The following is an 11,800-nucleotide window of genomic DNA, read 5'->3' as shown; positions in this document are numbered from 1 at the left end:
CCCCTGCCTCGATCGCTGAACTCACCGCCTCCGGCTGCCATGCCACTAGATGTGGTGGTGCCGGGCCGTTTCGAACACTAGATCTCGTGGTGGACCAGACCTGGGACCAAGGTCCCATTCAAGCCGATGCGGCCTGCAGGCAGGCGCATGAGCGCCCCTTGGGACGGGGGTCGTGTCGGCGTGTCGCGACTACGCGGAAGCCCGGACTGCCATCCCGAGCCACGGGTCGAGCATCGCACCGGTGGCGCTCATGACGGCATCGGCGCCCGCGGCGCGCAGGCGCACCGCATCCGGCGCGGCCATGACTCCCCCGACGCCGACGATCGCGAAGTCGGCCGAGAGCTCGTCCCGGAGTCGCGCGAGCCGCTCGACCATCTCGAACGCGGCCCACGTGATGCTCGCCCCGCACACCCCCGCGACCGCGCGACCGGCACCGGGAAGGGCCTGGCGGCCATCGCGGGTGACGAGGCGCGCGGGGATGGTGTTGATGGCTGCGTAGCCCGCCACGCTCCGGTGCGTCGTGCGCACCAGCTCGGCCAGCGCATCGGCCGACGTGAAGTGCGCCAGCTTGAGGACGAGCGGCACGTCGCCGATCGCGTCGCGGACCGTGTGGACGATGCGGGACACCGTCGCCGTGTCGAAGCACAGCAGGTCTCCCGTTCCCTCGTTCGGGCAGCTGAGGTTCAGCTCGAGCACCCGGGCGCCGGTCTCGACGGCGAGTCGCGCCGTGGTGGCGTGATCCGTGATCCACCTCTCCTCCGTGCCGCCGCGCGTGCCCTGGAATGACGCGATCAGCAGCTGTCCGGGTCGCGCGCTCGCCACTGCCGCCGCCACGTCGGGCTGCCACGCGTCGGGGTCCTGCGACGGCACCCCGAACGAGTTGGAGATGCTTCGCGCCCGCGCATAGTCATCGTCGGCGAGCAGACCCTGCATCGCTCGGTCGTGGCCGAGCGGCCCGTCGACGTTGACGCGCAGCACGTTCGGGTGAGCATGGGCGGGAGTGGCTCGCGACCGCACCGTCTTGTAGACGTTGACGTCGAATCCCCACGCGAAGGCCGCGGCACAGAAGCGGGCGTTCACCAGGGGGCCGGCGGGAATGCCGAAGGGAGAATGCACCGGCGTCCCCAGGAATTGCGCGCTCGGGGGCGTCGACGCCGGGGGCGGCGGCACCGTGGCGAAGGGTCCAGACGGGCCGCTATCGGCGTTGTCCTGATAGCTCAGGCGAGGGTCGTACCACCACTCCATGCGTCACACGTTAGGCGGGTGGAGCCGGCGAGACGTGGGACCTTGGGGTGGCCGCCGTCCCGCCGACGCTAGGAGCTGCTGACCGGGCCGACTTCCTCGATGTAGCACTTGCCGCACAGCGACTCGTAGTCCGCCTGCTGGCCGTCGATCGCCACCTGGTCGCCGTGGCTGACGAAGACGCCTCCCACGATCCGCGCGTTGAAGATGGCCTTGGACCCGCAGCGACAGATGGTCTTGAGCTCCTCGATCGCGTGGGCGATCTCCAGCAGTCGCAACGATCCGGGAAACGAGCGCGTCATGAAGTCGCCGCGAAGGCCGTAGCAGAGCACGGGCACACCGTGCGAGACCGCCACCGCGAAGGCCTCATCCACCTGTGTGGGGGTGAGGAACTGCGCCTCGTCGATGAAGACCGCGTCGACCGTGTCGAGCGGACGGTGCGCCCGCAGGGCGTCGAGAAGCGAGTCCTCGCTCCCCAGCAGGACGTCGACGGGACGCTCGAGACCGATCCGGGACGAGACCGCCTCGCCGGCCTTGGTGTCGATGCCCGGCTTGACGATGACGGGGTGCTGGGCGCGCTCCTCGTAGTTGTAGGCAGCCGTGAGCAGCAGTGCCGTCTTGGAGGAGTTCATCGCTCCGTAGCGGAAGTAGAGCTTGGCCATCGTCACCCTTCTGAGCCCGTGCGCCGGCCACTCGAGGGCTCGGCGGTGGGCACCACCCTAGCGGCCGCTGACGATGCCGAAGACGCGACCCAGCGGAGCGACCACGATGGGCCGCACCGCGACCAGCGCGCCCCCAATCACCACCAGAGACGCCGGGAACACCACCAGGCCCACCCAGGAATCCGCGCCCGACCCCGCATACATGCGATTGAGGTTGTCGAGCGCTCCCGTCGAGAGCACGAGTCCCACGTGCAGCACCGTGAAGACGACGAAGTAGAGCATGACCGGGAAGTGCAGGCTCCGTGCTGCGGAGACCGGGACGCGCGTCCACCCAGCGGGCCAGAACATGCTCATCCTGGCGCCGCTCGCGATGGCGAGCGGGGCCGCGACGAACACCGTCGTGAAGTACCCGAGCTGCTGGAGCGCGTTGTAGCCCGCAGCTTCGGCGTGGCTCGGAGGCATCAGTGCGGCGTACTGCAGGCCTGTCGACACGGCGTGGGGGAACACGTCCCAGCTGGTGGGCACGATGCGCTGCCACTGGCCTGTGGCGAAGAGCGCCACGGCATACACGACCCCGTTGGTGACCCACAGCACGTCGAGCGCCTGGTGGGTCCACGCCATGAGACTCACACGCGTGCGCGGATCAGAGCGACGTGCCCAATACGCCTCGGGACGCGTCTGACGGCTCACCATCAGCCCCGTGCGGACGATGAGCGCCATGAGGAACACGTTGAAGAAGTGCTGCCACTCGAGCCACGCCGGGATCTCGATCCCGGCGCGCTGCGCTTCGGCGGTCGTTCCCGGGTAGTCATCCACGAAGGCGGCCACACCATCGAGGCTCAGGAGCCATCGTGACCCCGCGACCACGACCACGACGAGCGCGGCCAGCGCCGCGATCGCGCCCGCCCACCGGATTGCCGCGGACGGTGGCTGGTGGGACTTCCGCGGTGCCGGGGACTTCGCGGGCGACGGCCCCGCGTGGCTGGCGGGGTCGGTCGACGGTGCGCCTGCGGGTTCGACCGTGGCAGGAGCAGTCTTCTCGGTAGGCGCGTCGGCGTCGTCGTCGGCTCGCATCGCGACAAAGGCGGTGCCTGCGGCAGGCCATGGCTCGCCGCCGGGCTCGCGGGGCAGACCACGGCGCACCTGCACCTCGCGCATCGCGACGCCTGCAGAGGTGGTGGCAGTGGCCACCTCTCTCGCCGAGGAGTCCCCTGCCGGTCGCGCTGGGGTGCTGTCTGCGTGTGCGACCTGCGCTCGGGCAGCCGCTGCCGCGGCGACGTCCGCGGTGGGCCCAGCCACCGCATCGGTCCTCGCCACGGTACCCGTCGCTGTCACGGCGGTCTCCGGAGGCCACGGCTCGCCACCGGGCGCGCGCGGCAGGCCCCTGCGCAGCCGGACCGTCACTTCGCGCGCCTGTCCTCGAGGGCCGAGATCAACTGCGGCACGACAGTGAAGACGTCGCCGACCACGCCGAAGTCTGCGATCTCGAACAACGGCGCATCAGCGTCGGTGTTGATGACCACGATGGTCGAGGCCGTCTGCATGCCCGCCCGATGCTGGATGGCGCCGGAGATGCCGAGCGCGACGTAGAGCTCGGGAGAGACCGAGACACCGGTCTGTCCCACCTGGTAGGAGGTCGGAACCCAGCCTGAGTCCACGGCCACGCGGGATGCACCCACGGCCGCACCCAGTGCATCGGCGAGCGCGCCCACCAGGTCGAACCCCTCGGCACCGCCCACGCCGCGCCCTCCCGACACCACCTTCGACGCGCTCCTCAATTCGGGGCGCGAGGAGGTTTGGCGCACGGGCTCGACCTTCTCGATGCGCGCGGCAGGAGCGCCGGACGGCTCCACCTCGAGCACGGTGAGCTCAGGCGCATCGACCGCCGCCGCCCGCGCATCGATCGATCCCTCGCGCACCGTGATGACGGGCGCAGCAAACGTGGGAGCGGAGTCCACGAGGAACATCCCGCCGTAGACGGCGTGATGGGCGATGATCCCCTCGTCGTCGCGTGCGACGCCGATCGCGTCGACGGCGAGCGCCGCCTGCGTTCGCATCGCGAAACGGGCCGCGGCCTCGCTGCCCTCGACGGAGTGGGACGCGAGCACGGCTGCGGGGGCCACGAGGGCCGATGCGGCGGCGAGGGCGTCAACGGCTGACACTCCCAGCGCGGAGGACTCGGCGGCGCCGGTCAGAACGGTTGCGGCTCCGAGGGCTCCGGCACGTGCGACAGCGTCGTCGCCAGCGTCGCCGACGATCAGCCCGACGGGCGTGCCCAGCAGCGACGCCGCTCCGAGCAGCCCTGCGGAGGACGAGGCGAGAGTGCCGTCCGACAGCCGGTCCAACAGGACGAGGATCGGCTCGAGAGTGGTGTCAGTCAACGTTCGCTCCTCACGCCAGCCGGTTCTCGACCAGGAACGCCGCGAGCTGGGCGCCCGCATCTCCCTCGTCCACGATTGTGGTACCCGCCTCGCGCGGCGGGCGCTCCCGCGCCCCGATCATGATGGTCGCGGGCGCCGCACCAGGGTCGGCATCGATGCCCAGCTGATCGAGCGTGAGCTCGATGATCTCCTTCTTCTTGGCGGCAAGGATGCCCTTGAAGTTCGGGAGCCGCGCGTCCGGCAGCGCCTCCGTGATGGAGATGATCGCCGGGAGATCTGCCGTGACGTGCATAGCCGCCGCGTCCGAGGCACGCACGCCCGTGAGGGAATCCTCGTTGAGTTCCACCTGCGTCAGGTGTGTGGCAGCGGCGATGCCGAGCGTCTCTGCGATGGCGACGGGCACTCCCCCGCCGCCCCCGTCCGTGGAGGAGTCGCCGGCGACGATGAGGTCGAAGCCCAGGTGCTGGGACGCCGCCGCGAGAACGCGCGCCGTGAGAATCAGGTCCGCGCCCACGAGTCGGTCGTCGATGATCTGCACCGCGTCGTGCGCGCCCATGGCGACCGCCTTGCGCAGTGCACTCTGCACGGACTTGGGCGCCATCGCCACCACGGTGACGGTGGTCTCAGGCGCCTCGTCGGCGTAGGCGAGGGCAACTTCCAAGGCGCGCTCGTTGATCTCATCAAGGACCGCGTCCTCCGGGGTGCGCACGGCGAGCCCGGTCTCGAGCGAGAGCGTCCGCTCCACCCAGGTGTCCGGAACCACCTTCATCAGCACAACGATTCTCATGGCCTGCCTTTCTCGAAGTCCGCGAGGGCGCCGGCCGCCGACCGCGCGAGCGCGGGCACACCGCCGTTCATCCATCGGGCGAACGTATCGCCGGGCCGCTCGCCGTCGAGCCAACGGGTGTACATGGCCTCGCAGAAGATCGCCGACCTCCACAGGGCGAGCGCCTCATACCACCGCAGCTCGGACACGTCAGCGCCCGTCACCGAAGCGTATCGGTCGATGATCGCTGCGCGGCCAGGAAACTCCGGGCCGGCCGTCTCCTGAAGGGACTCACGGCGTCTCGAGGGCGCGCGCTCCACCTTCCCCGCCTGTGCTCAGCACGACTCCGTCTTGCGTGTCGCGGCTGCCGTGTGTGCCGCATCGGCCTCGTACCCGTCGAGGTGGCGTTCGGCGGGACCCACATATGCGCTGAGCGGGCGGATGAGAGCGTTGGCGGACAACTGCTCCTGCACGTGCGCCGTCCACCCGGCAAGGCGCGACGCCGCGAAGATCGGCGTGAAGTACTCGGTGTCGAAGCCGATGAGGTGATACGCGGGCCCTGACGGGTAGTCGAGATTCGGGTAGATGCCTGTGCGGGTCACGAACTCCGACTCCAGCGCGTCGTACAGAGCCTTGAGATCTGGCCGGCCGTAGTGCTCGAAGAGCGTGCCCAGCGCCGCGTGCATGGTGGGGACGCGAGAGTCGCCACGCTTGTACACGCGGTGGCCGAAGCCCATGATCTTGCGCTTGTCCGCGAGAGCCGCGTCGAGCCAGGGCACCACGTTCTGTGCTTCGCCGATCTCCGCGAACGTGTGCATGACCGCCTCGTTCGCCCCACCGTGCAGCGGGCCCTTGAGCGCGCCGATGGCCGCGACAATCGCGCTGTAGTAGTCCGACAGCGTGGAGGTCACCACGCGCGAGGTGAAGGTCGAGGCATTGAACGAGTGCTCCGCGTACAGCGTCATCGACACGTCGAAGGCCCGGCGCACCACCTCGTCCGGCTCCTCCCCGAAGGTCATCCACAGGAAGTTTGCGGAGTAGCCCAGGTCCTCCCGCGGGGCGACGGGCTCGAGCCCCCGGTGCTTGCGCTGCGCGTACGCGACGACGGCCGGCAGCTGAGCGAACAGCGTCAGCGCCTTGTCAAGAATGGCGTCCGGCTCCTGGCTCCACGCGTCCGGGTCGTGGGCGCCCACGACGCTCACCGCGGTGCGCACCACGTCCATGGGGTGGGCAGTTGCCGGAAGGGCATCCAGCATTGCCACCACCGCGGGGTTCAACGCGCGACGTGACCGTTCCTTCGCGGTGAAGTCCGCGAGCTGCTGGGCGTCGGGCAGGTCGCCGTGCCACAGCAGGTACACCACCTCCTCGAAGCCCGCCATCGCCGCGAGCTCCTGGACCGGGTAGCCCCGGTACAGCAGGGAGTTGCTCTCGACGTTGACCTTGGAAACGGCGGTGTCGTCCGCCACCACCCCCGCCAGTCCCTTGCGGATCTCAATGGTGTCGCTCATGTTCACTCCTTTGTGACGCTGAAGGTGAAGATCTCGCTGTCGAAGTGGCCATAGGCCTCGTAGTCCACGAGGTCGTACAGGTCCGCGCGATGCTGCATCTGGCCCAGCAGTCCAGTGAGGTTGCCGGCGGACTCGAGCTCGTCGAGCCCTCTTCCTGCGGCGCCCATGGCGAGTCGCAGCAGTGACACAGGCCAGATGACGATGTTCGCGCCCGCGTCCCTGAGCTGATCGACGGTGAACAGCTCCGACTTTCCGAACTCCGTCATGTTGGCGAGCATCGGCACGTCGACGGCCTTGCGCATCGCCTCGAACTCGCTCAGATCCGCCATCGCCTCGGGGAAGATCGCGTCGGCCCCGGCATCCACCAGCGCTTTGGCGCGGTCCACGGCGGCATCGAAGCCGTCCACGCCGCGCACATCCGTCCGCGCCATGATGAGGAAGTTCGGGTCCCGACGGCCGTCGACCGCCGCGCGGATCCGGCGGAGCGCCGTGCGCTCGTCGACCACGTCCTTGCCGTCCAGATGGCCACACCGCTTGGGGTTGATCTGGTCCTCGATGTGGAGACCCGAGAGCCCCGCGTCCTCCATCTCCTGGACCGTGCGGGCGACGTTCATGGGCTCACCGAACCCGGTGTCCGCATCGACGATCGCCGGCAGGTCCGTCATGCGCGCGATCTGGCGGGAGCGTCCAGCCACCTCGGTCAGCGTGGTCAGCCCGATGTCCGGCAGGCCCAGGTCGGCAGAGAGCACTGCGCCGGAGATATAGACCCCTTCGAAGCCGCGCTGCTCGATCAGTCGCGCGGAGAGCGGGTTGAACGCCCCGGGGAAGCGCAGCAACTCGCCTGAGTCGAGCCGGGCGCGGAACGCGGCCCTCTTGTCAGCAGGAGTCGTGGAGGCGTAGAGCATCGCGGACCTCTCAGAACAGGCCGCGCGGCGCGGGGGCTGCGGCACGAACGTCGGGCGCGACCTCGAACGTGAGGCCGGTGAGCTCCTCGGGAGCCAGGTCCGGGAGGCGCTGCGCGGCGTCGAGGAAGCGCTCGATCTCCCCCTGCTCGACTACGCCGGCGGCGAGCCGGCGGAACTTGCCCATGTAGTCGTCGCGACGGAACGGCCGTGCGCCCAGCGGATGCGCATCGGCCACCGCGATCTCCTCGCGCACCATCGAGCCGTCCGTGAGCGTGATCTCGATCGCCCCGCCGAAGGCCTTCACCGCCGGGTCGTTGTCGTGATACCGGCGCGTCCACTCGGGGTCCTCGACCGTCGAGATCGAGCGCCAGAGCTGGACGGTGTCGGGACGCCCGGCACGCTCCGGCAGGTAGGACGATTCATGGTCGAACTCCCCGTCCTGCAGCGCGACCGTGAAGATGTACGGCAGCGAGTGATCGAGCGTCTCTCGGGACGCGGCGGGGTCGTACTTCTGCGGGTCCTCGGCGCCCGACCCGATCACGTAGTGGGTGTGGTGCGACGTCGCGAGCACGATGCGCTCGACCTTGGCCGGGTCCGTGAGGTCGGGGCGCTCCCGGTGGAGCCGGCGCGCCAAGTCGATCCACGCCTGAGACTGATACTCCGCGGAGTGTTCCTTGGTGTACGAGTCGAGGATCGCCCGCTTGCTCTCGCCGGCCTCCGGCAGCGGCACGTGGTACTCGACGTCGAAGCCGCCCAGCAGCCACGCGATCACGCCGTCCTCGCCCTCGTAGATGGGGGTCGGCGAGGTCTCGCCCCGCATCGCGCGGTCCACGGACTCGATCGCGACTTTGCCGGCGAGCGCCGGGGCGTGCGCCTTCCACGACGAGATCTCTCCCTTGCGGGACTGCCGCGTGGCGGTGGTGGTGTGCAGGGCCTGGCCGATTGCCTGGAAGATCGTGGCGGTGGGCAGGGACAGCATCGCGCCGATGCCGGCGGCCGCGCTCGGACCCAGGTGCGCGACGTGATCGATCTTGTGCCGGTGGAGGCTGACCGCCTTCACCAGGTCGATCTGGATCTCGTAGGCGGTCACGAGCCCGCGGAGCACGTCGCGGCCCTCGAGGCCGCGCGCCGCCACGTGCTGGGCCACCGCGACCACCGGCGGGATGTTGTCGCCCGGGTGCGAGTACTCCTCGGCGAGGAACGTGTCGTGGTAGTCGAGCTCGCGGACGGCGACGCCGTTGGCCCACGCCGCCCATTCAGGGCTGGTGCGGGTCGCGGCGGGCTCGCCGAAGACCGTCGCACCCGCACCGCCACTGGATGGGACGTGCGCCAAGGCCTGGGCGCGGGCCGCGCTGGGCGCCGTGCGGGAATAGGACGCCGCCGCAACGGCCGCGTTGTCGATCACACGGTTGATCACCATGTCGGTGACGTCATCGTCGATGGGCGCGACATCGGTGGCGACCTGCGCGATCCTCCACGCGAGCTGCTCTTCGCGAGGCAGCTCCTCGGCGGAGCGGTGGGCGCGGACGGCGTGGATCTTCACAGGCTGGGCTCCTGGCTCGTGGTGAAGGTGGATGACATCTGATCAGCGGCTGCGTCGACGGTCATCGAGGCGAGGATGCTCGTGAGGCTGCGGTGCAGGTGGAGCTCCGTGGCATGAGCGGCCATGGTCTCGGAGCCCTCGATGATCGCGTCGAGGATCATCAAGTGCTCCTGGGTGGCGCTGCGCAGGCGTGACGCGTCATCGCGCGACAGGCGGCGGATCCGCGCCACGTGGGCGCGCACGCCGCGCAGGGCGGACACCAGGTAGGGGTTCCCTGCAGCGTCGTCGATCGCGGCATCCATGCGGGCCGTCTGCTCGTAGAAGGCGCGCAGCGACATGTCTCCGCCCAAACGCTGCGCGGTGGTCTCCACCTCGGCCCGCAACGCCTCGAACACGGCCCGATCGCGGCGCAGCGCAGCCAGCCGCGCCGCCTTGACCTCAAGCGCCTCGCGAATCTCGAACAGCTCGCCCACGTCGTCGAGGGATACGGAGGCCACGACCAGTCCCCTGCCACCCTTCGCGGTCACGAGGCCCTCGCTCTGCAGACGCGAGAGAGCCTCGCGCAGCGGAGTGCGGGACACGCCCAGGCGCTCCGACTGCTCGATCTCGGCGAGCGAGGCACCGGGGGCGAGGGTGCCGTCGAGGATCTCCTCGCGGAGCGTCTCGTAGACGCGGTCGCTGGATCGCACGGCGCCTCCTCACGCAGTCGACTCCGGCCCTCTGTATGCACGGAGCGCCTTCTCACGGGTACGCTAGCAGAAACGACGCCCCTGTGTATACATTCGGGCCACGTCAGGCCGGCGAGAGTCTCAGCCCGTCGATCGGCCCCTCTTCCCACTCGGCGAAGGGGTCATCCGCCACGTCCGCCCGCGCGACAGGCGCCAGGCGCTCATAGTCTGCGCGAGACTCGAAGATCGCGAGGCCCACCAGCCGGTCCGAATCCTCGTCGGCCAACGTGTGGATCGACACCAGGCCCTCTCGGCCCGCGATTGCGGCACCGTAGCGATGCATGGACGCGATCAGGCTGTCGCGGTGATCGGGGTGCGGGTGGTGGATCGACATGAGAATGAACATGACCTCAGGCTAGTGAGCCCAGTCCTCGTAGGCTGGGTGGGTGCCTTCCGTCCTGCTCACCGGCTTCGAGCCCTTCGCCGATGCGCGCATCAACCCCTCGTGGGACGCTGCTGAAGCGGTGGCGGTTGTGGGCGTCGCTGGCGCCCGAGTGACGGCAGTGCGCCTGCCTGTCGCGTTCGGGCGAGCGTCTGCGGAACTGGGCGACGCGATCGACGTCACGCGCCCGGACGTGGTGATCGCGCTCGGGCTCGCCGAGGGCCGCTCCGGGCTCACGCCAGAGAGAGTCGCCGTCAACCTCGATGACGCCCGCATCCCGGACAACACCGGCGCCTCTCCCCTCGATCTCGCGGTCATTCCTGGGGCCCCAGCGGCGTTTTTTTCGACGCTTCCGGTCAAGGCGATCGTGGCCGGCCTCGCCCAGGCCGGCATCCCAGCGTCGGTGTCGTTGAGTGCCGGCACCTACGTGTGCAACCACACCTTCTACGCCCTGCAGCACGCCACCCACGGAACGTCGGCCCGCTCCGGGTTCATCCACGTGCCGGCGACGCCGGAGATGGGCCTGGACCCCGGCGTCGCGACACTGACGGCGGACCAGATCGCCCGCGGCGTCGCCATTGCCGTGTCGACCTCACTCGCCCGGACGGCGGACGCCGCGCTGCCGGGAGGCACGATCCACTGAGGCCCGGCCGCATGACAGGATTGGCACCACGGATCAACGACGACTCGTAGGGGGCGCCTATGGCTCAGCACGTTCAGCTCGACCGCCGCGACGGCATCGCGCACATCACCCTGGCGCGCCCCGAGCGCCTGAACGCGGTGGACTTCGAGATGGGCACGCAGTACCGCGAGGCGTGCGTCGCGGCGACGAGCGACCCCACCACGCGTGCCGTCCTGATCACCGCCGAGGGCCCGGCCTTCTGCGCAGGCGGCGACGTGCTGATGATGGCGGGTGCCGGCTTCACCGGCGCCGATGTCACCTCGAGCGCCCAGGTGATCAACGAGGGCATCGTCGCCCTGGTCGGGTCCGAGGTTCCCGTCGTGGCGGCAGCGCGCGGCGCGGTCGCCGGCGGCGGCATCGGGCTGCTGCTCGCTGCGGACTACGTGGTCGCCGGTCACGACCTGCGCGTGGCGGGACGCTATGCGGACGTGGGCCTCACCCCGGACCTTGGCGTGAGCACGCTGCTGACCCGTGCCATCGGCGAACGCCGCGCCCTCGAGCTGCTGCTCACCCCGCGTGAGCTCGACGCGCAGACCGCCGTGGCCTGGGGCTTCGCCGCCGAGTCCGCGGACAACCCGGACGCTCGCGCACTCGAGGTCGCGCGCGCGTGGGCCTCCGGCGCCAGCACCGCCTTCGGCCGCGCCAAGAGACTCGTGCGCGCCTCGGCGCAGCGCGACTTCGCCACCAGTCTCGACGACGAGGCCCACAGCATCGGCGCCGCTTTCGACCGCGATGAGGCACAGCAGCGCATCCAGGCGTTCGCGGCCGCCAGCGCTGCACGGGCGGCCGCGCGATGAGCCCCGGGAGCCTCGCAGGCACCACCCTGCTCATGTCGGGCGGCAGCCGCGGCATCGGCCTCGCGATCGCGGTACGCGCCGCGCGCGACGGCGCGAACATCGCGATGCTGGCGAAGACCGACCGGCCCGATCCCCGGCTCGAGGGCACGGTTCACACCGCGGCCGATGCGGTGACGGCTGCCGGCGGACGTGCACTGGCGATCG

At 70.1% G+C, this 11,800-nt stretch carries 13 protein-coding genes and 1 pseudogene; 3 read left to right on the top strand and 11 right to left on the bottom strand.

Annotated features, from left to right (window positions below):
• Nucleotides 1–189: 189 nt before the first annotated feature.
• The 11 genes from QZ483_RS09505 to QZ483_RS09455 all read right to left on the bottom strand — a co-directional run bounded on the left by QZ483_RS09505 (nucleotide 190) and on the right by QZ483_RS09455 (nucleotide 10,081).
• On the bottom strand, nucleotides 190–1,245 hold the full coding sequence (locus QZ483_RS09505) for a tRNA-dihydrouridine synthase (protein ID WP_297083298.1): 1,056 nt from the start codon (nucleotides 1,243–1,245) through the stop codon (nucleotides 190–192).
• Between the two features lie 68 nt (nucleotides 1,246–1,313).
• Nucleotides 1,314–1,904: a thymidine kinase gene (locus QZ483_RS09500; RefSeq protein ID WP_297083296.1), complete on the bottom strand. Its 591-nt coding sequence runs from the start codon at nucleotides 1,902–1,904 to the stop codon at nucleotides 1,314–1,316.
• A 57-nt stretch (nucleotides 1,905–1,961) separates the two neighbouring features.
• A complete protein-coding gene (locus QZ483_RS09495) occupies nucleotides 1,962–3,095 on the bottom strand; it encodes a cytochrome b/b6 domain-containing protein (protein WP_297083294.1) in 1,134 nt (377 codons plus the stop codon).
• Between the two features lie 209 nt (nucleotides 3,096–3,304).
• Complete coding sequence (locus QZ483_RS09490) at nucleotides 3,305–4,285, bottom strand: electron transfer flavoprotein subunit alpha/FixB family protein (protein ID WP_297083291.1); 981 nt, start codon at nucleotides 4,283–4,285, stop codon at nucleotides 3,305–3,307.
• A gap of 10 nt (nucleotides 4,286–4,295) precedes the next feature.
• Nucleotides 4,296–5,072, bottom strand: coding sequence for an electron transfer flavoprotein subunit beta/FixA family protein (locus QZ483_RS09485; protein ID WP_297083289.1), 777 nt, complete (start codon nucleotides 5,070–5,072; stop codon nucleotides 4,296–4,298).
• Nucleotides 5,069–5,275, bottom strand: coding sequence for a hypothetical protein (locus QZ483_RS09480; protein WP_297083287.1), 207 nt, complete (start codon nucleotides 5,273–5,275; stop codon nucleotides 5,069–5,071). Before QZ483_RS09480 ends, QZ483_RS09485 begins: the two co-directional genes overlap by 4 nt.
• Before the next feature lie 111 nt (nucleotides 5,276–5,386).
• Nucleotides 5,387–6,559 (bottom strand): bifunctional 2-methylcitrate synthase/citrate synthase, encoded by a 1,173-nt coding sequence (locus QZ483_RS09475; RefSeq protein WP_297083286.1) that lies wholly within the window; start codon nucleotides 6,557–6,559, stop codon nucleotides 5,387–5,389.
• Between the two features lie 2 nt (nucleotides 6,560–6,561).
• Entirely contained in the window at nucleotides 6,562–7,464 is a 903-nt protein-coding gene (gene prpB / locus QZ483_RS09470) for a methylisocitrate lyase (protein ID WP_297083285.1), read from the bottom strand.
• 10 nt (nucleotides 7,465–7,474) lie between these two features.
• Nucleotides 7,475–9,007, bottom strand: a complete 1,533-nt coding sequence (locus QZ483_RS09465; protein ID WP_297083284.1) for an MmgE/PrpD family protein — start codon at nucleotides 9,005–9,007, stop codon at nucleotides 7,475–7,477.
• A complete protein-coding gene (locus QZ483_RS09460) occupies nucleotides 9,004–9,696 on the bottom strand; it encodes a GntR family transcriptional regulator (RefSeq protein WP_297083282.1) in 693 nt (230 codons plus the stop codon). The genes QZ483_RS09465 and QZ483_RS09460 overlap by 4 nt, the downstream gene beginning before the upstream one ends.
• Before the next feature lie 103 nt (nucleotides 9,697–9,799).
• Nucleotides 9,800–10,081 (bottom strand): hypothetical protein, encoded by a 282-nt coding sequence (locus QZ483_RS09455; protein WP_297083280.1) that lies wholly within the window; start codon nucleotides 10,079–10,081, stop codon nucleotides 9,800–9,802.
• A 40-nt stretch (nucleotides 10,082–10,121) separates the two neighbouring features.
• Between QZ483_RS09455 and pcp the strand changes: the two genes are divergently transcribed.
• The 3 genes and pseudogenes from pcp to QZ483_RS09440 all read left to right on the top strand — a co-directional run.
• On the top strand, nucleotides 10,122–10,760 hold the full coding sequence (gene pcp, locus QZ483_RS09450) for a pyroglutamyl-peptidase I (RefSeq protein ID WP_297083278.1): 639 nt from the start codon (nucleotides 10,122–10,124) through the stop codon (nucleotides 10,758–10,760).
• Nucleotides 10,761–10,819: 59 nt separating this feature from the next.
• The gene (locus QZ483_RS09445) at nucleotides 10,820–11,596 is read left to right on the top strand and encodes an enoyl-CoA hydratase/isomerase family protein (protein WP_297083276.1); all 777 of its coding nucleotides are present in this window, start codon (nucleotides 10,820–10,822) and stop codon (nucleotides 11,594–11,596) included.
• Nucleotides 11,593–11,800, top strand: a pseudogene (locus QZ483_RS09440) (short chain dehydrogenase); the annotation flags it as partial. The gene QZ483_RS09445 and the pseudogene QZ483_RS09440, both read left to right, overlap by 4 nt.

Source organism: uncultured Demequina sp. (assembly GCF_913055775.1).
In the GTDB taxonomy this organism is placed as follows: domain Bacteria; phylum Actinomycetota; class Actinomycetes; order Actinomycetales; family Demequinaceae; genus Demequina.
Note: the sequence above shows the minus strand (reverse complement) of the source record. Positions and strands in the feature narration are given on the sequence as shown.

Excerpts from the sequence above, each read along its gene's own strand:
- QZ483_RS09500 (WP_297083296.1), bottom strand. The coding sequence starts at position 1,904 with ATGGCCAAGCTCTACTTCCGCTACGGAGCGATGAACTCCTCCAAGACG.
- QZ483_RS09485 (WP_297083289.1), bottom strand. The coding sequence starts at position 5,072 with ATGAGAATCGTTGTGCTGATGAAGGTGGTTCCGGACACCTGGGTGGAG.
- QZ483_RS09455 (WP_297083280.1), bottom strand. The coding sequence starts at position 10,081 with ATGTTCATTCTCATGTCGATCCACCACCCGCACCCCGATCACCGCGAC.
- QZ483_RS09445 (WP_297083276.1), top strand. The coding sequence starts at position 10,820 with ATGGCTCAGCACGTTCAGCTCGACCGCCGCGACGGCATCGCGCACATC.
- QZ483_RS09505 (WP_297083298.1), bottom strand. The coding sequence starts at position 1,245 with ATGGAGTGGTGGTACGACCCTCGCCTGAGCTATCAGGACAACGCCGAT.
- QZ483_RS09475 (WP_297083286.1), bottom strand. The coding sequence starts at position 6,559 with ATGAGCGACACCATTGAGATCCGCAAGGGACTGGCGGGGGTGGTGGCG.
- prpB (WP_297083285.1), bottom strand. The coding sequence starts at position 7,464 with ATGCTCTACGCCTCCACGACTCCTGCTGACAAGAGGGCCGCGTTCCGC.